This window comes from Pseudomonas japonica (genome assembly GCF_900188455.1).
Taxonomy (GTDB): domain Bacteria; phylum Pseudomonadota; class Gammaproteobacteria; order Pseudomonadales; family Pseudomonadaceae; genus Aquipseudomonas; species Aquipseudomonas japonica.
Genome location: NZ_FZOL01000043.1, coordinates 1 through 25,873 on the forward strand (window position 1 = coordinate 1; position 25,873 = coordinate 25,873).

Sequence of the window (25,873 nt, forward strand, 5' to 3'; positions counted from 1 at the left end):
GAACACCTGGAAACCGCAGGCACCCCGACCACCGTCGTCACCGACGATCCGGCACGCCTGGACGCCACCGGCCTGACCCTTTCCGCCACCGGCAATGTCCAGGAAGGCGGCGAGATCATCTACACCGCTCGGGTCACCAACCCGACCGGTACCGAGATGAAGGTCACCTTGAGCAATGGTGAGACCATCACCATCGGCAAGAGCCAGACCGAAGGCTCGATCACCGTCCCGGCTCCGCAGAACACCGTTTACGTTGATGGCGACAACATCAGCGTCACCATCACCGGCACCACTGGCGGTGACTTCGAGAAGCTGGAAACCAGCTCGACGCCAGCCGTTACGGCCGTTTCTGATTCGGTTGACACCAGCACCGTGACTCTCACCGCCACACCAAGTGCGGTTGAGGGCGGCGTAGTGACCTACACCGCGTCGGTGACTGCTCCGGTAACCGGCACTGCTTTGGTGATTTCGTTGGCCAACGGTCAGTCGATCACCATTCCGGTGAACGCCACCAGCGCCTCGGTCGACTTCATCGCACCGAACAACGTGCTGAACACCAACACGCCGCTGACCAACAGCATCACGGGAGTCACCGGCGGCAACTACGAACACCTGGAAACCGCCGGCACCCCGACCACCGTCGTCACCGACGATCCAGCGCGCCTGGACGCCACCGGCCTGACCCTGAGCGCCACCGGCAACGTGCAGGAAGGCGGCGAGATCATCTACACCGCCCGGGTCACCAACCCGACAGGCACCGAGATGAAAGTCACCCTCAGCAATGGTGAAACCATCACCATTGGCAAGGGCCAGACCGAAGGCAGCATTACTGTTCCGGCTCCGCAGAACACCGTGTATGTCGATGGCGACAATGTCAGCGTCACCATCACCGGCACCACCGGCGGTGACTTCGAGAAGCTGGAAACCAGCACCACTCCGGCCGTTACGGCCGTCTCTGATTCGGTCGACACCAGTACCGTCACCCTGACCGCTACGCCAAGCGCAACCGAAGGTGGCGTGGTCACCTATACCGCTTCGGTTTCGGCTCCAGTCACCGGCTCGAATCTGGTCATCAACCTGGCCAATGGTCAGAGCATCACGATTCTTGTCAATCAGAGCTCCGGCTCGGTGGACTTCATTGCACCGAACAACGTACTCAACACCAACACCCCACTGACCAACAGCATCACCGGTGTGACCGGTGGCAACTACGAACACCTGGAAACCGCCGGTACTCCGAGCACCGTCGTCACCGATGATCCAGCACGTCTGGACACCACTGGCCTGACCCTTTCCGCCACTGGCAACGTGCAGGAAGGCGGCGAGATCATCTACACCGCTCGGGTCACCAACCCGACCGGTACCGAGATGAAGGTCACCCTGAGCAATGGTGAGACCATCACCATCGGCAAGGGCCAAACCGAAGGTTCGATTACCGTTCCGGCCCCGCAGAACACTGTTTACGTTGATGGTGACAATGTCAGCGTGACCATCACCGGCACCACCGGCGGCGACTTCGAGAAGCTGGAAACCAGCTCCACTCCAGCCGTTACTGCGGTTAGCGACAGCGTTGATACGTCGACTGTCACCCTGACCGCCACGCCAAGTGCTGTTGAAGGTGGTGTAGTCACCTACACCGCCAGCGTCACCGCTCCGGTAACTGGCACTGCACTGGTCATCAGCCTGGCCAACGGCCAGTCGATCACCATTCCGGTGAATGCCACCAGCGCTTCGGTGGACTTCATCGCACCGAACAACGTGCTGAACACCAACACACCGCTGACCAACAGCATCACCGGCGTGACTGGCGGCAACTACGAACACCTGGAGACCGCCGGCACTCCGACCACCGTCGTGACCGACGATCCAGCACGCCTGGACACCACTGGCCTGACCCTGAGCGCCACCGGCAACGTCCAGGAAGGTGGCGAAATCATCTACACCGCTCGGGTTACCAACCCAACCGGCACCGAGATGAAAGTCACCCTCAGCAATGGTGAAACCATCACCATCGGCAAGGGCCAGACCGAAGGCTCGATCACCGTCCCGGCTCCGCAGAACACCGTTTACGTTGATGGCGACAACGTCAGCGTGACCATCACCGGCACCACCGGCGGTGACTTCGAGAAGCTTGAAACCAGTTCGACGCCAGCAGTTACGGCCGTCTCTGACTCGGTCGACACCAGCACCGTGACTCTCACCGCCACGCCAAGTGCGGTTGAGGGCGGCGTAGTGACCTACACCGCGTCGGTGACTGCTCCGGTCACCGGCACTGCACTGGTCATCAGCCTCGCCAATGGCCAGTCGATCACCATTCCAGTCAACGCCACCAGCGCCTCGGTGGACTTCATCGCACCGAACAACGTGTTGAACACCAACACTCCGCTGACCAACAGCATTACCGGCGTGACCGGCGGCAACTACGAACACCTGGACACCGCCGGTACTCCGACCACCGTCGTGACCGACGACCCAGCACGTCTGGATGCCACCGGCCTGACCCTTACTGCTACCGGTAACGTCCAGGAAGGCGGCGAAATCATCTATACCGCTCGGGTCACCAACCCGACCGGCACTGAGATGAAGGTCACCTTGAGCAATGGTGAGACCATCACCATCGGCAAGGGCCAAACTGAAGGTTCGATCACTGTTCCTGCGCCGCAGAACACCGTGTATGTCGATGGCGACAATGTCAGCGTCACCATCACGGGTACCACCGGCGGTGACTTCGAGAAGCTGGAAGCCAGCACCACTCCGGCCGTTACGACCGTCTCTGATTCGGTCGACACCAGCACCGTCACCTTGACGGCGACGCCAAGCGCTGCGGAGGGTGGCGTCGTCACCTACACCGCCAGCGTCACCGCGCCGGTCACCGGCACTGCACTGGTCATCAGCCTCGCCAATGGCCAGTCGATCACCATTCCGGTGAACGCCACCAGCGCCTCGGTGGACTTCATTGCACCGAACAATGTGTTGAACACCAACACCGCGTTGACCAACAGCATCACCGGCGTGACCGGTGGCAACTACGAGCATCTGGAAACCGCAGGCACCCCGACCACCGTCGTCACCGACGATCCAGCACGCCTGGACACCACTGGCCTAACCCTTTCCGCCACCGGCAACGTGCAGGAAGGCGGCGAGATCATCTACACCGCTCGGGTTACCAACCCGACCGGCACTGAGATGAAGGTCACCCTGAGCAATGGTGAGACCATCACCATTGGCAAGGGCCTGACTGAAGGTTCGATTACCGTCCCTGCTCCGCAGAACACCGTTTACGTTGATGGCGACAATGTCAGCGTGACCATTACCGGCACCACTGGCGGTGACTTCGAGAAGCTGGAAACCAGCTCCACTCCAGCCGTTACGGTCGTTTCTGATTCGGTCGACACCAGCACCGTAACCCTGACGGCCACGCCAAGCGCAGCCGAAGGTGGCGTGGTCACCTACACCGCCAGCGTCACCGCTCCGGTAACCGGCACTGCACTGGTCATCAGCCTCGCCAATGGCCAGTCGATCACTATCCCGGTGAACGCCTCCAGCGCCTCGGTGGACTTCATTGCACCGAACAATGTGTTGAACACCAACACCGCGTTGACCAACAGCATCACTGGCGTGACTGGCGGCAACTACGAACACCTGGAAACCGCGGGTGCTCCAACCACCGTCGTCACCGATGATCCAGCACGCCTGGACACCACCGGCCTGACCCTTTCCGCCACCGGCAACGTCCAGGAAGGCGGCGAGATCATCTACACCGCCCGGGTTACCAACCCAACCGGCACCGAGATGAAGGTCACCCTGAGCAATGGTGAGACCATCACCATCGGCAAGGGTCAGACCGAAGGCTCAATCACCGTCCCTGCTCCGCAGAACACTGTGTATGTGGACGGCGACAATGTCAGCGTGACCATTACTGGCACCACTGGTGGTGACTTCGAGAAACTGGAGACCAGTTCCACTCCAGCCGTTACTGCAGTTAGCGACAGCGTCGATACCTCGACCGTCACCCTGACCGCTACGCCAAGCGCAACCGAAGGTGGCGTGGTCACCTATACCGCTTCGGTTTCGGCTCCAGTCACCGGCTCGAATCTGGTCATCAACCTGGCCAATGGTCAGAGCATCACGATTCTTGTCAATCAGAGCTCCGGCTCGGTGGACTTCATTGCACCGAACAACGTACTCAACACCAACACCCCACTGACCAACAGCATCACCGGTGTGACCGGTGGCAACTACGAACACCTGGAAACCGCCGGTGCTCCGACCACCGTCGTGACCGACGACCCAACCCGTCTGGACGCCACTGGCCTGACCCTTTCCGCTACTGGCAACGTGCAGGAGGGCGGCGAGATCATCTACACCGCTCGGGTCACCAACCCGACCGGCACCGAGATGAAGGTCACCTTGAGCAACGGTGAAACCATCACCATTGGCAAGGGCCAGACTGAAGGTTCGATCACTGTTCCTGCGCCGCAGAACACTGTGTATGTCGACGGCGACAATGTCAGCGTCACCATCACCGGCACCACCGGCGGCGACTTCGAGAAGCTCGAAACCAGTTCGACTCCTGCAGTAACTGCGGTTAGCGACAGTGTTGATACTTCGACTGTCACCCTGACCGCCACGCCAAGCGCTACTGAGGGTGGCGTCGTCACCTACACCGCTTCGGTTTCGGCTCCAGTCACCGGCTCGAATCTGGTCATCAACCTGGCCAATGGTCAGAGCATCACGATTCTCGTCAATCAGAGCTCCGGCTCGGTCGATTTCATCGCACCGAACAACGTGCTGAACACCAACACACCGCTGACCAACAGCATCACCGGCGTGACCGGTGGCAACTACGAGCATCTGGAAACCGCAGGCACCCCGACCACCGTCGTCACCGACGATCCGGCACGCCTGGACGCCACCGGCCTGACCCTTTCCGCCACCGGCAACGTCCAGGAAGGCGGCGAAATCATCTACACCGCTCGGGTTACCAACCCAACCGGCACCGAGATGAAAGTCACCCTCAGCAATGGTGAAACCATCACCATCGGCAAGGGCCAGACCGAAGGCTCGATCACCGTCCCGGCTCCGCAGAACACCGTTTACGTTGATGGCGACAATGTCAGCGTCACCATCACCGGCACCACCGGCGGCGACTTCGAGAAGCTCGAAACCAGTTCGACTCCTGCAGTAACTGCGGTTAGCGACAGTGTTGATACTTCGACTGTCACCCTGACCGCCACGCCAAGCGCTACTGAGGGTGGCGTCGTCACCTACACCGCTTCGGTTTCGGCTCCAGTCACCGGCTCGAATCTGGTCATCAACCTGGCCAATGGTCAGAGCATCACGATTCTCGTCAATCAGAGCTCCGGCTCGGTCGATTTCATCGCACCGAACAACGTGCTGAACACCAACACACCGCTGACCAACAGCATCACCGGCGTGACCGGCGGCAACTACGAACACCTGGAAACCGCAGGTGCTCCGAGCACCGTCGTGACCGACGATCCAACCCGTCTGGACACCACCGGCCTGACCCTTTCCGCCACCGGCAACGTCCAGGAAGGCGGCGAAATCATCTATACCGCTCGGGTCACCAACCCAACCGGTACCGAGATGAAGGTCACCTTGAGCAATGGTGAGACCATCACCATTGGCAAAGGCCAGACTGAAGGTTCGATCACTGTTCCTGCGCCGCAGAACACGGTGTATGTGGATGGCGACAATGTCAGCGTCACCATCACCGGTACCACTGGCGGCGACTTCGAGAAGCTGGAAACCAGTTCGACTCCAGCCGTCACTGCGGTTAGTGACAGTGTTGATACGTCGACTGTCACCCTGACGGCCACGCCAAGCGCTGCCGAAGGCGGCGTGGTCACGTACACCGCCAGCGTTACTGCTCCAGTGACCGGCACCGCACTGGTCATCAGCCTGGCTAACGGCCAGTCGATCACCATTCCGGTGAATGCCACCAGCGCCTCGGTGGACTTCATTGCACCGAACAATGTGCTCAACACCAACACCGCGCTGACCAACAGCATCACCGGCGTAACCGGCGGCAACTACGAACACCTGGAAACCGCCGGTGCTCCGACCACCGTCGTCACCGACGATCCAGCACGTCTGGACACCACCGGTCTGACCCTGAGCGCCACCGGAAACGTCCAGGAAGGCGGCGAAATCATCTACACCGCTCGGGTTACCAACCCAACCGGCACCGAGATGAAGGTCACCCTGAGCAACGGTGAAACCATCACCATTGGCAAGGGCCTGACCGAAGGTTCGATTACCGTCCCTGCTCCGCAAAACACCGTTTACGTTGATGGCGACAACATCAGCGTCACCATCACCGGCACCACTGGCGGTGACTTCGAGAAGCTGGAAACCAGCTCAACGCCAGCCGTTACGGCTGTCTCTGATTCGGTCGACACCAGTACCGTGACTCTCACCGCCACGCCAAGTGCGGTTGAGGGCGGCGTAGTGACCTACACCGCCAGCGTCACCGCTCCGGTCACCGGCACCGCACTGGTTATTTCGTTGGCTAACGGTCAGTCGATCACCATCCCAGTGAACGCCACCAGCGCCTCGGTGGACTTCATTGCCCCGAACAATGTGCTCAACACCAACACCGCGCTGACCAACAGCATCACCGGCGTCACGGGTGGCAACTACGAACACTTGGAAACCGCTGGCACCCCGAGCACCGTCGTCACCGATGATCCAGCACGCCTGGACACCACCGGCCTGACCCTGAGCGCCACCGGCAACGTCCAGGAAGGCGGCGAAATCATCTACACCGCCCGGGTCACCAACCCGACCGGCACCGAGATGAAAGTCACCCTGAGCAATGGTGAGACCATCACCATCGGCAAGGGCCAGACCGAAGGCAGCATTACTGTTCCTGCGCCGCAGAACACCGTTTACGTTGATGGCGACAACGTCAGCGTGACCATCACCGGCACCACTGGTGGTGATTTTGAGAAGCTGGAAACCAGCTCGACGCCAGCCGTTACGGCCGTTTCTGATTCGGTTGACACCAGCACCGTGACTCTCACCGCCACACCAAGTGCGGTTGAGGGCGGCGTAGTGACCTACACCGCGTCGGTGACTGCTCCGGTAACCGGTACGGCTTTGGTGATTTCGTTGGCCAACGGCCAGTCGATCACCATTCCGGTGAACTCCACCAGCGCTTCGGTGGACTTCATCGCACCGAACAACGTGCTCAACACCAACACCCCGCTGACCAACAGCATCACCGGCGTGACCGGCGGCAACTACGAACACCTGGAAACCGCCGGTGCTCCGACCACCGTAGTGACCGACGACCCAACCCGTCTGGACGCCACCGGCCTGACCCTTTCCGCCACCGGCAATGTCCAGGAAGGCGGCGAGATCATCTACACCGCCCGGGTCACCAACCCGACCGGTACCGAGATGAAGGTCACCTTGAGCAACGGTGAAACCATCACCATTGGCAAGGGCCAAACCGAAGGCTCGATCACCGTCCCAGCTCCGCAGAACACTGTGTATGTCGATGGTGACAATGTCAGCGTGACCATCACGGGTACCACCGGCGGTGACTTCGAGAAGCTGGAAACCAGCACCACTCCGGCCGTTACGGCCGTTTCTGATTCGGTCGATACCAGCACCGTGACTCTCACCGCCACACCAAGTGCGGCTGAGGGTGGTGTAGTCACCTACACCGCCAGCGTCACCGCGCCGGTGACTGGCACTGCACTGGTCATCAGCCTGGCTAACGGCCAGTCGATCACTATTCCAGTCAACGCCACCAGCGCGTCGGTCGACTTCATCGCACCGAACAACGTGCTGAACACCAACACGCCGCTGACCAACAGCATCACGGGCGTCACCGGCGGCAACTACGAGCACCTGGAAACCGCGGGCACCCCGACCACCGTCGTGACCGACGATCCAACCCGTCTGGACACCACCGGCCTGACCCTTTCCGCCACCGGCAACGTCCAGGAAGGCGGCGAAATCATCTACACCGCTCGGGTTACCAACCCAACCGGCACCGAGATGAAGGTCACCCTCAGCAATGGTGAAACCATCACCATCGGCAAGGGCCAGACTGAAGGTTCGATCACCGTTCCGGCTCCACAGAACACTGTGTATGTGGACGGCGACAACGTCAGTGTGACCATTACCGGTACCACCGGCGGCGACTTCGAGAAGCTCGAAACCAGTTCGACTCCAGCAGTAACTGCGGTTAGCGACACCGTTGATACGTCGACTGTCACCCTGACCGCCACCCCAAGCGTGGCCGAGGGTGGAGTAGTCACCTACACCGCCACCGTCAGCGCTCCAGTGACCTTGGCCCCGCTGGTCATCACCCTGGCCAACAACCAGACCATCACCATCGACGTCGGCCAGACCGTCGGTACGGTCAACTTCACCGCACCAAACAACGTCTACGCCACCAACGCGGCACTGACCAACAGCATCACCAACGTCTCCGGTGGCAACTACGAGAAACTGGTCACCGCCGGTACCCCGTCCACCACCGTGACGGACAACCCGAGCAACCTCGACACCACCAACGTCACCCTGACCGCAACCAACAGCGTCAACGAAGGCGGCCAGATCACCTACACCGCCAAGGTCAGCAACCCGACCGACAGCGCGATGACGGTGAACCTGAGCAACGGCTCAAGCATCACCATCGCCAAGGGCGCGACCGAAGGCACTGTCACCGTCGATGCACCGCGCAACAGCGTCTACCTCGACGCCGGCAACGTCAGCGCGACCATCACCGGTACCACTGGCGGCAACTTCGAGAAGCTGAATGTCAGCACTACGCCGGCGGTCACTGCCGTAACCGACACCGTCGACACCAGCACCGTAACCCTGACCGCCACCCCAAGCGTGGCCGAGGGCGGCGTGGTCACCTACACCGCCACCGTCAGCGCTCCAGTGACCTTGGCCCCGCTGGTCATCACCCTGGCCAACAACCAGACCATCACCATCGACGTCGGCCAGACCGTCGGTACGGTCAACTTCACCGCACCAAACAACGTCTACGCCACCAACGCGGCACTGACCAACAGCATCACCAACGTCTCCGGTGGCAACTACGAGAAACTGGTCACCGCCGGTACCCCGTCCACCACCGTGACGGACAACCCGAGCAACCTCGACACCACCAACGTCACCCTGACCGCAACCAACAGCGTCAACGAAGGCGGCCAGATCACCTACACCGCCAAGGTCAACAACCCGACCGACAGCGCGATGACGGTGAGCCTGAGCAACGGCTCCAGCATCACCATCGCCAAGGGCGCGACCGAAGGTACCGTCACCGTCGATGCACCACGCAACAGCGTCTATGTCGACGCCACCAACGTCAGCGCGAGCATCACCGGCACCACTGGCGGGAACTTCGAGAAGCTGAATGTCAGCACTACGCCGGCGGTCACTGCCGTAACCGATACCGTCGATACCAGCACCGTAACCCTGACCGCCACGCCAAGCGTGGCCGAGGGCGGCGTGGTCACCTACACCGCCACCGTCAGCGCCCCGGTCACCGTGGCTCCGCTGGTGATCAACCTGGCCAACAACCTGATGATCACCATCGCCATCGGTGCCACCGTCGGCACGGTGACCTTGGTTGCGCCGAACAATGTGTACGCCACCAACTCGTCGCTGAGCACCAGCATCAGCAGTGTCAGCGGCGGCAACTACGAGAAGCTGGTCACCGCCGGCACGCCGGTGACCACCGTCACCGACAACCCGGCGAACCTCGACACCACCAACGTCACCCTGACCGCGACCAACAGCGTCAACGAAGGCGGCCAGATCACCTACACCGCCAAGGTCAGCAACCCGACCGACAGCGCGATGACGGTGAACCTGAGCAACGGCTCCAGCATCACCATCGCCAAGGGCGCCACCGAAGGCACCGTTACCGTCGATGCACCACGCAACAGCGTCTACATCGACGCCGGCAACGTCAGCGCGACCATCACCGGTACCACTGGCGGGAACTTCGAGAAGCTGAATATCAGCACTACGCCGGCAGTCACTGCCGTAACCGATACCGTCGATACCAGCACCGTGACCCTGACCGCCACCCCAAGCGTGGCCGAGGGCGGCGTGGTCACCTACACCGCCACCGTCAGCGCCCCGGTCACCGTGGCTCCGCTGGTGATCAACCTGGCCAACAACCTGATGATCACCATCGCCATCGGTGCCACCGTCGGCACGGTGACCTTGGTTGCGCCGAACAATGTGTACGCCACCAACTCGTCACTGAGCACCAGCATCAGCAGTGTCAGCGGCGGCAACTACGAGAAGCTGGTCACCGCCGGCACGCCGGTGACCACGGTCACCGACAACCCGGCGAACCTCGACACCACCAACGTCACACTGACCGCGACCAACAGCGTCAACGAAGGCGGCCAGATCACCTACACCGCCAAGGTCAACAACCCGACCGACAGCGCGATGACGGTGAATCTGAGCAACGGCTCGAGCATCACCATCGCCAAGGGCGCGACCGAAGGCACTGTCACCGTCGATGCGCCGCGCAACAGCGTCTATGTCGACGCCACCAACGTCAGCGCGACCATCACCGGCACCACTGGCGGCAACTTCGAGAAGCTGAATGTCAGCACCACGCCGGCGGTCACTGCCGTAACCGATACCGTCGATACCAGCACCGTGACCCTGACCGCCACGCCAAACGTGGCCGAAGGCGGCGTAGTGACCTACACCGCTACCGTCAGCGCTCCAGTGACCTTGGCTCCACTGGTAATCACCCTGGCCAACAACCAGACCATCACCATCGCGGTCGGCCAGACCGTGGGCACGGTCAACTTCACCGCACCGAACAACGTCTACACCGCCAACCCGACGCTGACCAACAGCATCACCGGGGTCAGCGGCGGCAACTACGAGAAGCTCGACGCCACCGGCACCACCAGCACCACGATCACCGATGGCCCGATCGACACCACCAACGTCACCCTGACCGCCACCGCCTCGGTCGCCGAGGGTGGCCAGTACAGCTATACCGCGACCTTGACCAACCTGGCGGCATCGCCGGTCACCGTGACCCTGTCCAACGGACTGACCATCGTCATTCCGAAGGACGCACTGTCCGCCACGATCCTCGTCAATGCCCCGACCGATACGCCGTACATCGATGCCGGCAGCACCAGCGCGAAGATCACCGGGGCCAGCGGCGGCGGCTTCGAGAACCTGACGTTCGGCACCAACACCGTGATCACCCAGATCACCGACACCGTCACGCCGACCACGGTGAGCATCACCGGCACCACGTCGGTGGCCGAAGGCGGCACCGCGACCTACACGATCAACCTGAGCAACCCGTCGCAGTCCGCGGTCACGGTGAAACTGAGCTACTCGGGAACCGCCGCCAACGGCAGCGACTACACCGGGACCACCACCGTGACCATCCCGGCCGGCGCCAGCAAGGTCGACTTCAGCATCCCGACCATCAAGGACGCCGTCACCGAAGGCACCGAACAGTTCACCGTCAAGGTCGACTCGGCCAGCGGCGGCAACTTCGAGAGCCTGGTGGTCAGCGGTACCGCCGGCAGCGTGACGACGCAGATCTTCGAACCGGCACCGATCCTCGACCTGGACGGCAACAATTCCAGCGGCAAGACCGGCGCGGACTACCAGGTGACCTTCACCGAAGGCCAGCCAGGCACCGGTGTGTCGATCGGCGATGTCGACCTGAGCATCACCGATATCGACAGCACCAACCTGACCGGCGCCACCGTCACCCTGACCAACCGCCTGGCGGGCGACGCGCTGAACCTCGGCAACAGCGTCAACGGCATCAGCATCAACGCCGTCAACACCAACGACAAAGTGGTGCTGACCCTGAGCGGCAACGCGAGCATCGCCGACTACATCCAGCGCCTGAAGAACATTACCTTCATCAACACCAGCGACGATCCGAGCAGCACGCCACGGACCATCACCGTGACGGTCACCGACGGGGTGAACACCTCCAACGTCGCCACCACCACGGTCAACGTGGTGCCGGTGAACGATGCGCCAACGGCTGCCGGCGGCGAGATCACCGGCACCGAGGACACCGATCTGGCCCTGACCTGGACCAGCCTCGGCGTCAGCGACCTGGACAACGCCGCCAGCGCGCTGGGCATCACCATCACCCAGCTGCCGGTCAATGGCACCCTGCAGTACAAGGACGGTGCGACCTGGAAGACCCTCACCGCGGCCGACGCCGGCAAGGTCTTCAGCAAGGCCGATATCGATGCGGGCAACCTCAAGTTCGTGCCTCTGGCCAACCAGTCGGGCATCACCGCCAACGGCGGCACCGGCGTGGGCAACCAGCAGGCCGACTACGCGCAGCTCAAGTACAAGCCGTATGACGGCCAGGCGCTGGGCAACGAAGCCACGCTGAAGATCGACATCACCCCGGTCGCCGACAAACCGACCCTGACCATCGGCAGCAATGCCGTGGCCTCGATCGGCCTGACCAAAGAGATCTACACCGGTCTCTCGGGCCTGGGCACCAACGGCAACGGCGCCGATGCCGCGACCCTGAAGTCGGTGATCGATGCGGCGGCGGGCAAGGCGCAATCCACCGCCATCGCCACCAACGTGACGGCGGCGGATGTCACCGCGGGCATCGCCTCGAAGACCTCGGGCCTGATGTACATGGAAGCCGGCAGCACCTACAAGTTCACCGGCGTCGGCGATGACAGCCTGGCGGTGGTCGTGGGCGGCCGGGACGTGGCCAGCACCACCTGGGGCGCCGGTGGCCAGCTCAACGGCACCTTCACCCCGGCCAAGAGCGGCTACTACACCGTCGAGATCTACCACTACAACCAGGCCGGTCCGGGCAGCTACGACGTCAACGTGTCGGTCAATGGCGCCGCGGCCATCGACGTCAGCCAGGTCGGCACCGCGCTGTACCCGACCGCCGCCGCGCTGGCCGCGGCCGGCGTGACCGTCGCCGACTTCCACGGCAGCAACGGCAAGGGCTACTACGACGGCTACAAACTCAACGAGGGCGGCGAGAACGGCACCGTCAAGCTGGTCGGCATCAGCGCGGCGCTGACCGATACCGACGGTTCGGAAACCCTGAGCGTCAAGCTCGGCGGCATTCCGGTCGGCTCGGTGATCAGCGACAACGCCGGGCACAGCGTCACCGTGGGCGCTACCGCGGTGGACGTCAGCGGCTGGAACCTGAACAACCTCAGCATCAAGCCGCCGGCGTACTACAGCGGTACCTTCAACGTCGCGGTCAGCGCCACCTCGACCGAGACCATCAATGGCAGCTCGGTCTCGACGCCGGACACCATCAAGGTCACCGTCTACGGCGATACCTATGCCGTGGCGACCAACGCAACGGCCGAAAGCGACACCTGGACCGGCACCGACGGCAACGACATCATCGCCGCCGACATCAACGGCCTGCATGTGGTCGCCGGACAGAGCTACAACCTGGCGTTCATCGTCGACACCTCCGGCAGTATGAAGTCGGACGGCGTGGACGCGGCGCAGAAGGCCCTGCAGTCGGTGTTCACGACCCTGTCCAACAGCGTCCAGGGCGCGTCCTCGGGCACGGTGAACATTCTCCTGGTGGACTTCGCCACCCAGGTCAAATCCACCGTGTCGGTCAACCTGGGCGACAGCGGCGCCCTGCAGACCCTGAAGAACGCCCTGACGACGATGTCGTCCGGCGGCGGCACCAACTACGAGGACGCCTTCAAGACCACGGCCAACTGGTTCCAGAACCTGGTCAGCGCCGGCAATACCGGGAAGAACCAGACGTTCTTCATCACCGACGGCGAGCCGACCTACTACCAGAGCGGCGAGCGCGACAACCCGACGCTGGTCAAGGGCAGCGGTTCCAAGGCCGAGATCACCATGGACAACTACCTGACGTCGATCGGCTACAAGCTCGGCCAGGTGGTCAACGTCAACGTCGACAGCAACAACAGGCTGACGATCGACAGCAGCGGCAACCTGAACCTGTACAAGAACGGCAACTACTACTCGTCGCTGAGCGGCACCCTGCACGCCCAGGGCGACGGCACCTACGAGCTGTCGAGCCTGGCCGGCCAGGGCAACTACGCCGACTCCGACACCATCAGCAACTCGAAGAGCGCGTTCGCCGTGCTCAAGGCGCTGTCACCGACCGTGGAGGCCATCGGCATCAACAGCGGCGTCGACGTCAACGACCTGAAACCGTACGACTCCGACGGAGTGCCGCAGACCAACATCGACCCGAGCAACCTGGCCAACGCCATCCTCGGCCACACCGAAGCGACCCTGCCGGGCAACGACACGGTCAATGCCAACGACGGCAACGACATCGTGTTCGGTGACCTGATCATGTTCTCGACGGTATCGGGCAACGGGGTGGAAGCCCTGCAGAGCTACGTCGCGAAACAGACCGGGCTGGACGCCAGCGCGGTCGACAGCAAGACCATGCACCAGTACATCACCGAGCATGTCAGCGAGTTCGACGTCTCGCGCACCAGCGATGGCGACGACAAGCTGTATGGCGGCCAGGGCAACGACATCCTCTTCGGCCAGGGCGGCAACGACCTGCTCGACGGCGGTGCCGGCAACGACATGCTGCTCGGTGGCAGCGGCAATGACACCCTGCTCGGCGGTGAGGGCAACGACCTGCTGTTCGGCGGCAAGGGCAACGACACCCTGACCGGCGGCAGTGGCGCCGACACCTTCATCTGGAAGGCCGGCGACACCGGCAACGACATCATCAAGGACTTCAAGGCGGCCGAAGGCGACCGTCTCGACCTGAGCGACCTGCTCCAGGGCGAGAAGGCCAGCACCATCGACAACTACCTGAAGATCACCACGGCGAATGGCGATTCGACCCTGCAGGTCAGCAGCGAAGGCAAGCTCAACGCCGCGGGCGGTATCGCCAACGCCGACGTGACGATCAAACTGGAGGGGGTGAACTGGTCCAACACCACGATCAATTCGTTGATCAGCGGTGCCGACCCGACCATCAAGATCGACCACAACAACAGCTGATGACGGGAATCGCGCCAGCCTCTTCGGGGGCTGGTGCGGGCCGTGGTCTTTGCCTGGCCGTCAGCGGCGGCGCATACTCGTGCGCCGCCGGCTCGCAGCGGCTGGTCGAGGACTGCGGGCGCCCCGACAAGCCCGTGCCCAAAAGTACGACAAGCAGTCCACAGCAACGTGGCAACGGCGTAGCCATTTCCGATACAGGGCCTATTCTCTGAAGGCGACTATGGATTCACATTCTCGAGGAAACCCCATGTTCTACGTGCAACGCGATGCCGAGGGCCAACTGCTGCGGGTCGAGGCGGCCGCCTTTGCCGAAGCCACGGAAATTCTCCCGGCCGATCATGCCGAGGTGCTGGAGTGGTTCGCCGACGATGTCGTGGAAAACAGCCTCAAGCAGCTCAAGCAGAGCGACCTGGACATGATCCGGGTACTGGAGGACCTGATCGAAGTCCTGACCACCAAAGGCGTGATCAGCATCACCGACCTGCCCCCCGGCGCCCAGGCCAAATTGCTCAACCGCAATACCGCACGCGCCGCGCTCGGTGGCCTGAACAACCTGATCGACGACGAAGAGGTCGGCGGTCTGATCTGAACCCTGTCGGCCTCGCCAACGAGGCCGGGTTCACGCCCAGGGTGCCGGCTCGCCCACCAGCCGGCCCTGCACGCCCTGGATCTGCATCTCTTGCAGCACCTGCAACTCCCCTTCGGTTTCCACGCGCTCGGCGATCAGCGGCAGGTCGATGCTGTGCGCCGCGCGCTGCACCGCCTCGATGAACAGGCGTTTGTGCTGCTCCTGATCGATGGCACGGATGTAGCTGCCGTCGATCTTCAGGTAGGCCAGCCCCAGGTGGGCGAGGTTGCCGATCATGCTGAAGCGTCCCCCGAAGTGCTGCAGGCTCAGACTGAAACCGAGGACGCGCAGGCGTCGGGTCAGTTGCTCCAGCACGGCCTGTTCCGGCAATTGTTCCTCGGCGATCTCCAGGGTCAGGCGCGGACCGAGCACGGCATGCTGGGCCAGCAGCTCGAACACGCGCTGCTGGCTCGCCGGGTCGACCACCGTGGTCGCCGACAGGTTCAGCGCCAGCGCCTGGTCGTGCCCGTGCATCTGCTTGAGGACCTTCTCCAGCATCACCAGGTCGAGCCGACTCGACCAGCCGAAGCGCTCCAGCGCCGGCAGGAAGCGGCCCGCGGCGATGGTCTCGCCGTTGTCGTCGACCAACCGCGACAGAACCTTGTAGTGCAGTACGCGGTCCAGCTGATTGCAGTCCACCACCGGCTGGAAGAACAACCGGAAGCGGCCCTGGTTCAGCGCCTCGTCCAGCAGGTTGTGCCACTGCCGGTGGGTATCGCTGGCCTGGGACGCAGAACCCTGCTCCAGGCATACCCAGGACGGCTCCGGCTGGCTCTGCGCCCGCGCCAGCGCCTCGTCGGCCAGTTGCAGCAGGGCTTTCGGCTCGTCACCGGGGCTGAAAGGCGCCAGGCCGATGCAGACCGACGGGGTGACATCGGAAATACCGCGCAGGCCGACTTCCAGGGCCTGGGCCAGGGCGATGGCATCGTCATGGGTCATGCCCGGCGCCAGCACGGCGAACTCGCCACCGCGACTGCGGGTGATCAGGTTGTTGGTTTCCGGGTAGGCGGAACAGATGCGCTGCAGTTGCTGACCCACCGCCCGCAGCAACTGGTCGGTGCGCTGACCGCCGAGACGCTGGTTCAGACCGGCCAGGTCCTGCACCCGCAACAGCAGCAGGTAGCCTTCGCGGGCCTCCTCCAGATTGCTCACCCGGGCATTCAGCTGCATCTCGAAATAGCGCCGGTTGGCCAGGCCCGTGAGGCTGTCCTGATAGGACTCGACCCGCAGCTTCTCGCTGCGCTCGGCCTGCTCCTGATACAGCGCCTTGAGCTTCTCGACCATCTGGTTCATGGCCTGCACCACGCGGCGCAGCTCCGGGGTACGCGGCAGGTCCGGCAGGCTGAGGAACTCGCGACGGGCAATGGCGTGGGACTGCTCGACCATGTAGTCCAGCGGCTTCAGTTGCCGCCGCAGCAACAGGGCGCCGGCCACCGCGCTGAGGCCACCGCACAGCAGCAGCCAGCCAAGGCTGCCGAGGGCGCTCTGCCACAGCTTGGCGAGGGCGAACATCGGGTGACTGACCACCTCGACCCGCGCCGCCTGCTGCCAACCGCGCATGACGATGGCGTCACCACCGGCCGCCTCCAGGCCGATCAGCTGGATGAACCATTGCGGCACGCCACCCGGATCAGGATCGGCGTGACGCTCGACCAGCAAGGCGCTGGAACCGAGATCGACGACACGGATGCTGGCGTAGTAGCCGCTGTCGAAGATCGAACTGACCAACAGCTCGACCATCGCCGGGTCGTCCAGGTTCGGCGTCAGCGACAGCGCCAGCGCCGTGGCGGCATCCTGGGCGTGGGAGCGCAGCTGGTTGACGTACTGGCTGCGCGAGCTTTCCAGGCTGACCATGAAACTGCCACTGAAAGCGACCACCAGAAACAGGCAGATGGCGAGCAACAATTGTTTGAACAGTGACATCGGAGCTCCTCAGTAAACCGGCTCGGCAGGGAATCCTTCCGCCTGCATTTTCTTTAACAGATCTTGCCAGCGCGACAAGCGCTTGGTGTCGCCCACTTTCTTGTTGCCCGCCGCGCCGGTCAGCCACAGGCCCTCGCCATTGAAGGCGTAGACCGGCAGCAGATCGGTGCGTTGGCTGGCCGGCTTGATCGCGTCGATCAGGCTGTCGAGGACCAGGGGCATGGCGTCAGGACTTGAATAGTAGGTCAGGACCATGTGCGCGCGGTTCTGGCGCAGTGCCTTGACGTAGGTGATGCGCAATTTGTCGGCGGGAATGCCGAGACGACGCAGGCTGAAGTACTTGGCGATGGCGTAGTCCTCGCAATCCCCGGCACCTTTGATCAGCGACTGGATCGGTGTGGCCCAGTAATCGACTTCGTGCCACAGGTCAATGTCCTCTTCATAGCGCAACTGGCGGTTGAAGAACTGATTGACCACCTGCAGACGCTCCGCCTCGCCGAGCTGCTTCTGCGTCGCCAGCAATTGCTGCCAGGCATCGATGCGCTGCTGGCCAGCACCCAGCGGGCCATACAGGGCCGCGGCCTTGCGGCTGATCTGGGAGAAATCCCAGTCGGCACGCAACCCGCCCAGCAGCGCCAGGCCAAGCAACAAGGCCAGCGACGCCCGGCGCAGGAGCAGATGAAGAGTCCAACGTATCGCCAAGGCGAACTGTCCGCGAAATCACTGGGAACGCCGATGGTGCCGCCAGCCCTGTGAAAAAACAATGGCACAGGACAATCACTGCGATATCACCGCGCCCTGACGCCCGACAATCGGTTGACGCGCCCTTCATCACGACGCTTTCCTTCGTTCTAAAGTTCATTCACGATTAGCACCGCATTCAGCGGCAGGCGCCTCACGGCGTAGGGCGAAACGGTTCCGCCACCGATGGCCCGCCCGGTTTGACAAGGATCGACTCCCTCACTAGCTTGATTGGATCCAATCGAGCACCGAATTGCAGGACAACATCAGCGTGGCCGGAAAAACCAAACTCCTGAGCAACATCCTGGGTGACGAACAGGTGCCCGCGCACCTGGCGCGAAGCGTGATCGAAGAACGTTTGCGCAGTGCCATTCTGGATGGCCGCCTGGCGCCGGGCATGGCCCTGCGACAGCAGGAGCTGGCAACGCTGTTCGGGGTCAGTCGCATGCCGGTTCGCGAAGCGTTGCGCCAACTGGAGGCGCAATCCCTGCTCGAAGTGGTGCCGCACAAGGGCGCGGTGGTGGCGCCGCTGATCGGCGAAGACGCGGTCGATACCTACGAGCTGCGGGTCATGCTGGAAACCGAGGCACTGCGCCAGTCCATTCCGCTGCTGGGCCCCGACGACATCGCCCTGGCTCGCAGCTATATCCACCAGCTGGAAAACGAAACCCGCCATTCCGAGATCGGCCGACTGAACCGGCTGTTCCACATGACCCTGTACAGCAAGGCGAACAACACCAAGCTGCTGCGCCTGATCGACAACGAACTGCTGCAGGAAGAGCGCTTCCTGCGCTTCCACCTGTCCTCCATGGGCCTGGGCAAGCTGACCCAGGACGATCACAACGGCCTCACCGACGCCGCCAACGACAAGGACATCGAACAGGCCGTGGTCATCCTGCACCGCCACCTGAACAACGCGATGAGGACCATCCGCGACTACCTGAGCCGCAAGGACAAGTAAGTCTCGTCGCCCGCTATCGAGCCTGCCGCACTGGCAGGTCTGCCTCTCTCCCGCCCTTCGCAGCCTACACGGCCATCGTCGAGCCATGACAGCCATGGCGTTTTCTGCACACTCTAACGGCAGCAAGTGACCGGTTGGTCGGCTGCGGCAACGCCCCTCACTTGCCAGTCCGCCACCAGTAGAAGGAGCCATGCACCGGGCGAGGGCCGCCAGCGATCAACCGCCCCCGATATTTCAGAACGATCGACTTGCCCATTGGAAAGTGCCCGGGGTGAGGCATTCACTCATGAACCGATTACTTTGGTTGCAAATAGCCGAAGCGGGCAACTTCATTCAAATAAAACAACTTCAACTTGTTTTATCAACTAAACACATGCCAGAGAAAAGACCCACACAAATATATCCACAAAACCACTTGCGGATAACTTTGAAGTTGCCTTAGCTTCAAAACGCCGGCAGCCATTTCGCCAACAGCGGGACAGCCAGCACTGTAAACACTTCTCCAAGAGCCTCGCGGCAGAGCATTCGCCGGTTATTTCTCGAAGGCCGGCACTCGCCCGAAATAAAGTTACGGCAACTAACGCCTGTTGTACCGGCATGAACTTCTGCAACCACTCGATCAGCAAAGGAACTTGCAATGAATCCTCTCCAAGCACTGTTGCATGAAAAGAAAAGCGAACTGGCGAAGCATCCAATCTTTGCCGAAATAGATTCGCTTCCGGTATTGCGCCGCTTCATGGAAACCCATGTCTACGCTGTCTGGGATTTCATGTCCCTGACCAAGCGCCTGCAGCAGGAACTGACCTGTATCCAGCTACCCTGGCTACCGCCGAAGGACCCGAAGGCCGCTCGCCTGATCAACGAGATCGTGCTCGGCGAGGAGTCGGACGACCGCCTCGACCACGATCACTACAGCCACTTCGAGCTGTATCTGGATGCCATGCGCGAGGTCGGCGCCTGTACGGCCAGTGTCGAACGTTTCGTCGCCCTGCAACGCGACGGCCTGCACCATCGCGCCGCCCTCACCAGCGCCGGGGCCAGCGAGGCGGCGCGGCATTTCGTCGAACAGACCCTGGACATCGCGCTCAATGCCCCGGCCCATGCCGTCGCAGCGGCCTTCCTGCACGGTCGCGAGAGCGTCATCCCAACCATGTTCCAGCGCATCCTCGACGACTGGGGCATCACCGGCAGCCAGGCACCGACCTTTCGCTACTACCTGCAGCGGCATATCGAAGTGGACTCCGAAGACCATGGCCCGGCGGCCGGACAACTGCTGGCGCGTCTGGTCGGCGACGACCCACAACGCGAACGCGAGGTGTACGAAGCCGCCATCGCCGCGGTGGAGAGCCGCCTGGCGTTCTGGGATCGCCTGCGGGTGTCCATGCACCAGGAAATTGCCGAGGTCAACGTATGAACGATCTCGACTACCAATCCTTCGCCGAGGCCTGGGAGGGTCGGGCAACCATCCGCACCCGGCCAAGACGCCTGGTGGAAGACGACCAGCGGCTGATCTTCCCGCTGAGTCGCCAGTCGCTGGTGCTCACCGCCACGTTCCAGCGCGAATGCCCGCATCTGTGCGATTTCGTCCTGGTCCAGAGCCTCTACAAGTTCATCAATGACGTGGTGATCTTCGAGACCGAGATCGTTGACCGCACCGCCCGCGCGATCGCCAAGGACCGCTTCGCCGTGCGCTTTCCTTTCGCCTGCCGCTACGACGCCATGACCGTGGTGGTCGACGAGGACTATCACGCCCTGGTGGCCATGGATTTCATGCAGCAGACCGTCGCGCTCACAGGCGTTCAACCGCTGGCGCTGCCACGGGAAATCGAGCTTAGCCGGGCCATTCCCGCCGCCCTGAGCCTGGCCCCGGAGCACCTGCGTGACGCGGTGGAGCTGATCTGCGTGGGCATCGCCGAGAACACCCTGACCAACGATGTCGCCGCGTTCGCCCGCGATGACAGCGTGAAGGGTTCGATCAAGGGACTGATGGCCGACCACCTGCTCGACGAAGGGCGTCACTCGACCTTCTGGGCACGGCTGACCCGCATCTACTGGAGCCAGGCATCCGCCCAGGACCGGCAGTGCATTGCCGGGATCCTGCCGGTGTTCCTGCGGCACTACCTGACCAGCGAGATTCAGCAAGCCTTCGACCTGCAACTGATCGACGCCCTGGACGTGCCACCCGCGGTCACGGCGGCGCTGCGCGCGGAGGCGAGCGGGATGGACTGGCCGATCGGTCCCCGCCACCCCTTGCTGGGCAACATCCTGCGCTTCTTCCGTAACAGCTCGTTGCTCGACACGCCCTGCGTACAAGAGGCGCTGATCGACTACCTGCCCTTATCGAGGACCGCGCCATGAGACGCCTGGATATCCTGCTGGCGGGAAACAGCCCGGCGCTCGGCCAGTTGTTCGAAGAACTGGAGCAACATGGCCATACGCTGCATCACGCGAAGGCAACTCAAGAACTGACTGCACATCCCTCGACCCGTCCGGACCTGGTGATCGAGGACGGCAGTGTCGATCTGCCGGACCTCGGTGCCGGTATCGTCCTCAGCCTGCGGGTGGGAAGCGGGGACACGCTTGTCGCCGAACTGCCCGAAGTGGAGTTGCTGTACTGGGCCGGCAGCGCACGGGCGCAAAGGCTGATCGACCGACAGCCACTGGAGAAGGAGGCATCAGGCAACGGCCAGGAACTGCGTATGACCGCATTAAGTGCTCTGCGGGAACGCGTGGCCTTGCATGTCAGTCGTTTCTCACGCAATCCCGAGCATTTCCGCGAGCGCGAGACCATCGGGCCAATGTGTCAGGCCCATGAACATTCCCTGCCCTGGCTGGAGCGACTGGCCTGGTTGCATCGCTTCAACCGCGATGCGCAAGACGGCTTGCTGCAGGCCAGCGAATCAGCGCTGATCGAGCGCCTGGAGCAGAGCCTGGCGCGGCACGCGCGACTACCGGCGCTGAATATCCAGGGACGCCGGATCAGCTACGCGCAACTGCAAGGGCAGGCCTTGGCGATTCAGGCGCAGTTGCTACCCTTGCTGTCCTCGGACAGGCCATTGGTGGCCGTGTGCCTGCCGAAGTCCCCGGCGCTCTATGCGAGCCTGCTGGCGGTACTGGGCTGCAGCGCGGTGTACCTGCCACTGGATCCCGCCACTCCGTCCGAACGCCTGGCGTTCATTCTGAAAAACGCCGGGGCGGCGCTGTTGATTCATGACGGACGGATCCGCGAATGGGACAGGTCGATTCCCGATCTGGACCTGAGTCAGCTTCCCGAACCCGTCGCGGCGCCGTCGACGAGGCTGCTACGCCGACTTCCCGGCGCGGATGAGCCCTGCGTCGCGATCTATACCTCGGGCACCACCGGCCAGCCCAAGGGCGTGTTGCTCAGCCAGCGCAACCTCAGTCATTTCCAGGTCTGGTACAGCGGCCATGTGCAACTGACTGCGCAAAGCCGCGTACTGCAGTTTTCCACGATCAACTTCGATGCCTCGCTACTGGATATCCTGCCGACCTGGGTTGCCGGGGCGGAACTGGTGGTTCCGGATGAGGAGCAACGCCGCGATCCGGCGCGCCTGGAAGCCCTGATCCGCGAACAGGAAGTCAGCCATGCCTTTCTGCCGCCAGCCCTGCTCAGCCTGCTGAAGCTGGAGGGCACTGGCCTCGAACACCTGGTCAGCGGTGGTGACGTCTGCGAACCGGACGTGATCGAGCGCCTGGCCGGCCGCTGTCGCTTCCACAATATCTATGGGCCGACCGAAACCACCGTACTGGCTACCACGCGGGTATTCGCCAACGGAGACAACCCACGCAACCTTGGCACACCCATCAGCAATGCCCGCGTTTTTCTCCTCGACGAGGCGCTGCAACCGGTGCCGGAACGCAGTGTCGGCGAGCTGTATATCGGCGGTCCTGGTGTCGGCCTGGGTTATCTGAACAATCCCGAGCTGAGCCGCGAGCGCTTCATCTCGCTGGAACTGCCGGATGGCGAGTGCCTGCGCCTGTATCGCAGCGGCGACCTGGGCCAATGGACCGCCGACGGCATCGAGATCTGTGGACGGCGCGACAATCAGGTGAAGATCCGCGGCTTCCGCGTCGAACCGGAAGAGATCGAGCACTGTTTGCGTGCCAGCCGTTTGTTCGCCCAGGTCGTCGTGGTGATCGACGAACAACGCCGCGTGCTGAGCTTTCTCGCCCAACCGCGCCAGACCGCAGCCCTCGAGCGGCTCCGCGCCCATGCCGAGCAGAACCTGCCCGACTACATGCGCCCCCTGCTCTATCAGGAGCTGCCGCAGATGCCCTGCACGGCCAACGGCAAGGTCGACCGGCGCGCCTTGCTCAGCCTGCCGGTTACCCTTGCCGGCGCGCGACAACGACTGGCGCCGGCCAATGCCCTGGAAGAACGCTTGCTGACGCTGTGGAGCGAACTGCTGGAGTTGCCCGCGGAGGATATTTCCACCGACGACAGTTTCTTCAATCTGGGTGGGCACTCGATTCTGCTGTCGCGCCTGCTGCTGGCACTGCGCGACGGCTTCGGCCGCGGCATTTCCATCAATCGCTTTATCGAGACGCCGACCTTGCAGCGTCTGTCCGCCCTCCTCAGCGGTGAGACCACCACGGTCGGGGCGCTGCATCCCCAGGCATTGAGCGACGCCGACCGGGCACTGGAACTGCGTGTGCTGCCGCTGGAGCAGCTGGGAGATGTGCACAGGGTGATCGTCACCGGGGCCAACAGCTTTCTTGGTGTGCATATCGTCGAGGCGCTGCTGGCTTGGGGGGCGAGCGAAGTGGCTTGCCTGGTGCGGCGTGGAGAGGGCGTTGGCGCCGCCGAGCGCTTTGCCCGGGCACTGAGCGACAACCGTATCGGCGCTCTGGACTGGCGCCGTGTCCGGGTCCTGGAAGCCGATTTGCGCATGCCCAGATTCGGGTTGAGCGACACCGAGTACGAAGACCTCGATCGTCGTTTTGGCTCGCTCGTGCACAACGCGGCGCAGGTCAATCACGTACTGGATTATCCGGCGCTGGCCGCGGACAACGTAGAACCGCTGTTCGAATGCCTGCGCCTGTGCGAAGGACGCAGCAAGAAGATCTTCAACTTCGTCTCGACGCTCTCCGCCTGCAGCGCCAGGGATGCGCAAGGCCGGGTGCTCGAACAACCGCCGGCGGCAACCCCGCCGCTCTACATTCGCAACGGCTACAACCTCAGCAAGTGGGTCGGCGAGCGCATCCTGCAACGGGCACGGGAACAGGGGGTACGGGTCAATCTGTTCAGACCCGGGAACATCACCTTCGACAGCCGCAGTGGGGTCTCACAGCCTCACAAGAATCGTCTGATGCTGATGCTCAAGGGTTCGCTGCAATTGGGACAGGTGCCAGCCCTGGACCTGGAGTTCGACCTGATGCCGGTGGACTTCCTGGCTCGCTTCATCGCCTTTCACGCCAGCCGACACCACCCCGCGCAAGCGGTCTTCAACCTGCATAACCCACAGCCATTGCGCTGGGCGGGGTATGTCGAGGCGTTCCGCAAGGATGGCCGGGCATTCGAACTGGTCAGCGTCGCGCAATGGCAGCACGCGCTGCAGCGGGTTGATCGCGATAACGCACTGTTCGAGGTGCTCGGCTTTTACCTCGACGGCTTCGAGGAAGACATCGGCGACACCACACTCATCGACCACGCCAATGCGCGGGAAGGCGTACAGCGCATGGGCGAAGACTATCCCGAGAAAAGTCCGGCACTACTGGAGCGCGGCCGCCAATACCTGCGGGAAATCCGTTTCATCTGATTCACCACCCAGAGGAACAACATCATGCAAGTACTGAAACCCGATACCCTGATCCGCAATCCGCAAGGCTGCCTGGTCGTCTCTCAGGTCGACATCGCCGCGGAGGCCGCCAACGTCTGGAACATCGTCGGCAACTTCGCCGGCTTCGCGGTGTTCATCCCTGCACTCAGCCATATCGAGATGACCGGCAGCGGTGTTCGTTCGATTCGCAAGAAGTTCTTCAAGGACAACAACTTTGTCATCGAGCAGTTGAACTCCCGGGACGACAAGGCGATGAGCATGACCTGGAGCCTGATCCACACCAGCCTGAACATCGGCAATCTGTGGGCGGCCATGGAAGTGAAGAGTCTGGGCGAAGGCCACAGCCGGGCGGTCTGGACCATCCAGGCTGAGCCCTATGAAGGCGGACCGGAGGCGCTACCCGGATTCCAGGCGTTTCTGCAGACGTTCGCCGATGACGCCATGAACAACGTGCGCAATCTGCTGAGCTGAACCCCAGAAAGACAAAACCCCTGTCTGCGATGCAGACAGGGGTTCTGGAATTGAATCTTGACGATGACCTACTCTCACATGGAGAAGCTCCACACTACCATCGGCGATGCGTCGTTTCACTGCTGAGTTCGGGATGGGATCAGGTGGTTCCAACGCTCTATGGTCGTCAAGAAATTCTGTGTGCCGGTCCGTCGTCGAGACAGATCCAGCGAAATTCTTGGTACTTCTACTTAAAGACAAAACCCCTACCTGCATCAGCAGATAGGGGTTTCGGAATTGAATCTTGACGATGACCTACTCTCACATGGAGAAGCTCCACACTACCAT

General features: G+C 62.5%; 9 protein-coding genes and 1 rRNA gene. 7 read left to right on the forward strand and 3 right to left on the reverse strand.

Annotated elements, in window-relative coordinates:
- Positions 1-72: 72 nt before the first annotated feature.
- Positions 73-15,021 (forward strand): immunoglobulin-like domain-containing protein, encoded by a 14,949-nt coding sequence (locus tag CHB99_RS28825; protein WP_346426416.1) that lies wholly within the window; start codon positions 73-75, stop codon positions 15,019-15,021.
- A 247-nt stretch (positions 15,022-15,268) separates the two neighbouring features.
- A complete protein-coding gene (locus tag CHB99_RS28830; protein ID WP_042130142.1) occupies positions 15,269-15,610 on the forward strand; it encodes a hypothetical protein in 342 nt (113 codons plus the stop codon).
- A 30-nt stretch (positions 15,611-15,640) separates the two neighbouring features.
- Here the strand turns inward: CHB99_RS28830 and lapD are convergent, their stop codons facing one another.
- Complete coding sequence (gene lapD / locus CHB99_RS28835; protein WP_042130145.1) at positions 15,641-17,572, reverse strand: cyclic di-GMP receptor LapD; 1,932 nt, start codon at positions 17,570-17,572, stop codon at positions 15,641-15,643.
- Positions 17,573-17,581: 9 nt separating this feature from the next.
- Positions 17,582-18,274 carry a cysteine protease LapG gene (gene lapG, locus CHB99_RS28840; protein ID WP_042130146.1) on the reverse strand — a complete coding sequence of 231 codons (693 nt, stop codon included), beginning with the start codon at positions 18,272-18,274 and terminating at the stop codon, positions 17,582-17,584.
- A gap of 310 nt (positions 18,275-18,584) precedes the next feature.
- Here lapG and CHB99_RS28845 point away from each other — a divergent pair, with 310 nt between their 5' ends.
- The 5 genes from CHB99_RS28845 to CHB99_RS28865 all read left to right on the forward strand — a co-directional run bounded on the left by CHB99_RS28845 (position 18,585) and on the right by CHB99_RS28865 (position 25,546).
- Positions 18,585-19,274, forward strand: coding sequence for a GntR family transcriptional regulator (locus tag CHB99_RS28845; protein WP_042130155.1), 690 nt, complete (start codon positions 18,585-18,587; stop codon positions 19,272-19,274).
- 637 nt (positions 19,275-19,911) lie between these two features.
- Complete coding sequence (locus tag CHB99_RS28850) at positions 19,912-20,688, forward strand: DUF3050 domain-containing protein (RefSeq protein WP_042130148.1); 777 nt, start codon at positions 19,912-19,914, stop codon at positions 20,686-20,688.
- Positions 20,685-21,632 (forward strand): diiron oxygenase, encoded by a 948-nt coding sequence (locus CHB99_RS28855; RefSeq protein ID WP_042130150.1) that lies wholly within the window; start codon positions 20,685-20,687, stop codon positions 21,630-21,632. The genes CHB99_RS28850 and CHB99_RS28855 overlap by 4 nt, the downstream gene beginning before the upstream one ends.
- On the forward strand, positions 21,629-25,054 hold the full coding sequence (locus tag CHB99_RS28860) for an amino acid adenylation domain-containing protein (RefSeq protein WP_042130151.1): 3,426 nt from the start codon (positions 21,629-21,631) through the stop codon (positions 25,052-25,054). Before CHB99_RS28855 ends, CHB99_RS28860 begins: the two co-directional genes overlap by 4 nt.
- A 24-nt stretch (positions 25,055-25,078) precedes the next feature.
- Entirely contained in the window at positions 25,079-25,546 is a 468-nt protein-coding gene (locus tag CHB99_RS28865) for an SRPBCC family protein (protein WP_042130153.1), read from the forward strand.
- A 55-nt stretch (positions 25,547-25,601) separates the two neighbouring features.
- Here the strand turns inward: CHB99_RS28865 and rrf are convergent.
- Positions 25,602-25,717 (reverse strand): 5S ribosomal RNA (gene rrf / locus CHB99_RS28870).
- Between the last annotated feature and the right edge of the window lie 156 nt (positions 25,718-25,873).

What these genes read in the sequence shown, in the direction of transcription:
- CHB99_RS28850 (WP_042130148.1), top strand. Translation starts at nt 19,912, where the DNA reads ATGAATCCTCTCCAAGCACTGTTGCATGAAAAGAAAAGCGAACTGGCG.
- CHB99_RS28830 (WP_042130142.1), top strand. Translation starts at nt 15,269, where the DNA reads ATGTTCTACGTGCAACGCGATGCCGAGGGCCAACTGCTGCGGGTCGAG.
- CHB99_RS28865 (WP_042130153.1), top strand. Translation starts at nt 25,079, where the DNA reads ATGCAAGTACTGAAACCCGATACCCTGATCCGCAATCCGCAAGGCTGC.
- lapD (WP_042130145.1), bottom strand. Translation starts at nt 17,572, where the DNA reads ATGTCACTGTTCAAACAATTGTTGCTCGCCATCTGCCTGTTTCTGGTG.
- CHB99_RS28855 (WP_042130150.1), top strand. Translation starts at nt 20,685, where the DNA reads ATGAACGATCTCGACTACCAATCCTTCGCCGAGGCCTGGGAGGGTCGG.
- CHB99_RS28860 (WP_042130151.1), top strand. Translation starts at nt 21,629, where the DNA reads ATGAGACGCCTGGATATCCTGCTGGCGGGAAACAGCCCGGCGCTCGGC.